Source organism: Vibrio sp. 1249-1, from assembly GCF_033340495.1.
Genome location: NZ_JAWOWJ010001065.1, coordinates 1 through 541, shown reverse-complemented (window position 1 = coordinate 541; position 541 = coordinate 1). Strand labels below are relative to the sequence as shown.

Here is a 541-nt window from a genome sequence, read left to right as displayed (position 1 = left end):
CGGGAAATCATACGCACCTAAACGGGTTTCTTGTAAATACGGCTCAAGAAACAGTTGATACTCTTCTTCTGTTGCACCGCCATCGGTAATGATTTCCCCAAAAATATGTACATCTTGGGTTATGTCGTCTGTCCATACGCGTTTTAAGTGTTCAAGCGTCATGTGCTTCGCGGCATCAATACGGAAGCCTTTCACACCTATCGCTTTCAATGCTTTTAGGTAAGCTCGCTGCTGCTCGACAACATGTTCACAAACGCGAAGGGTTGGTAAACCAGGATCAGTTGGCCCACCTGTAATTCGGCCATTTTGGACCTGCCATTTATCTTTCCAGTCTTTGATACCAAACGCTTCAACAAAATCTTCTTCACTAAATAGCGGTTTGGATAAATCGCCGAAAAGCTTCAGAGACTGGTATTTCTGTTCGTCTTGTCGGTATTGATCTAACACGTCCTGACGAGGATATTGCAGATCACGGCGTAAATGTGCTTCGTTAGCCATGTGGTTAAACACCACATCGGCGTACACCAAAACGCCTACGCGT

Annotated in this window: 1 pseudogene; it reads right to left on the bottom strand. The window is 45.3% G+C overall.

From position 1 onward, the window contains the following. Nucleotides 1-541: pseudogene (locus R7Z50_RS30490) on the bottom strand (alpha-amylase family glycosyl hydrolase); the annotation flags it as partial.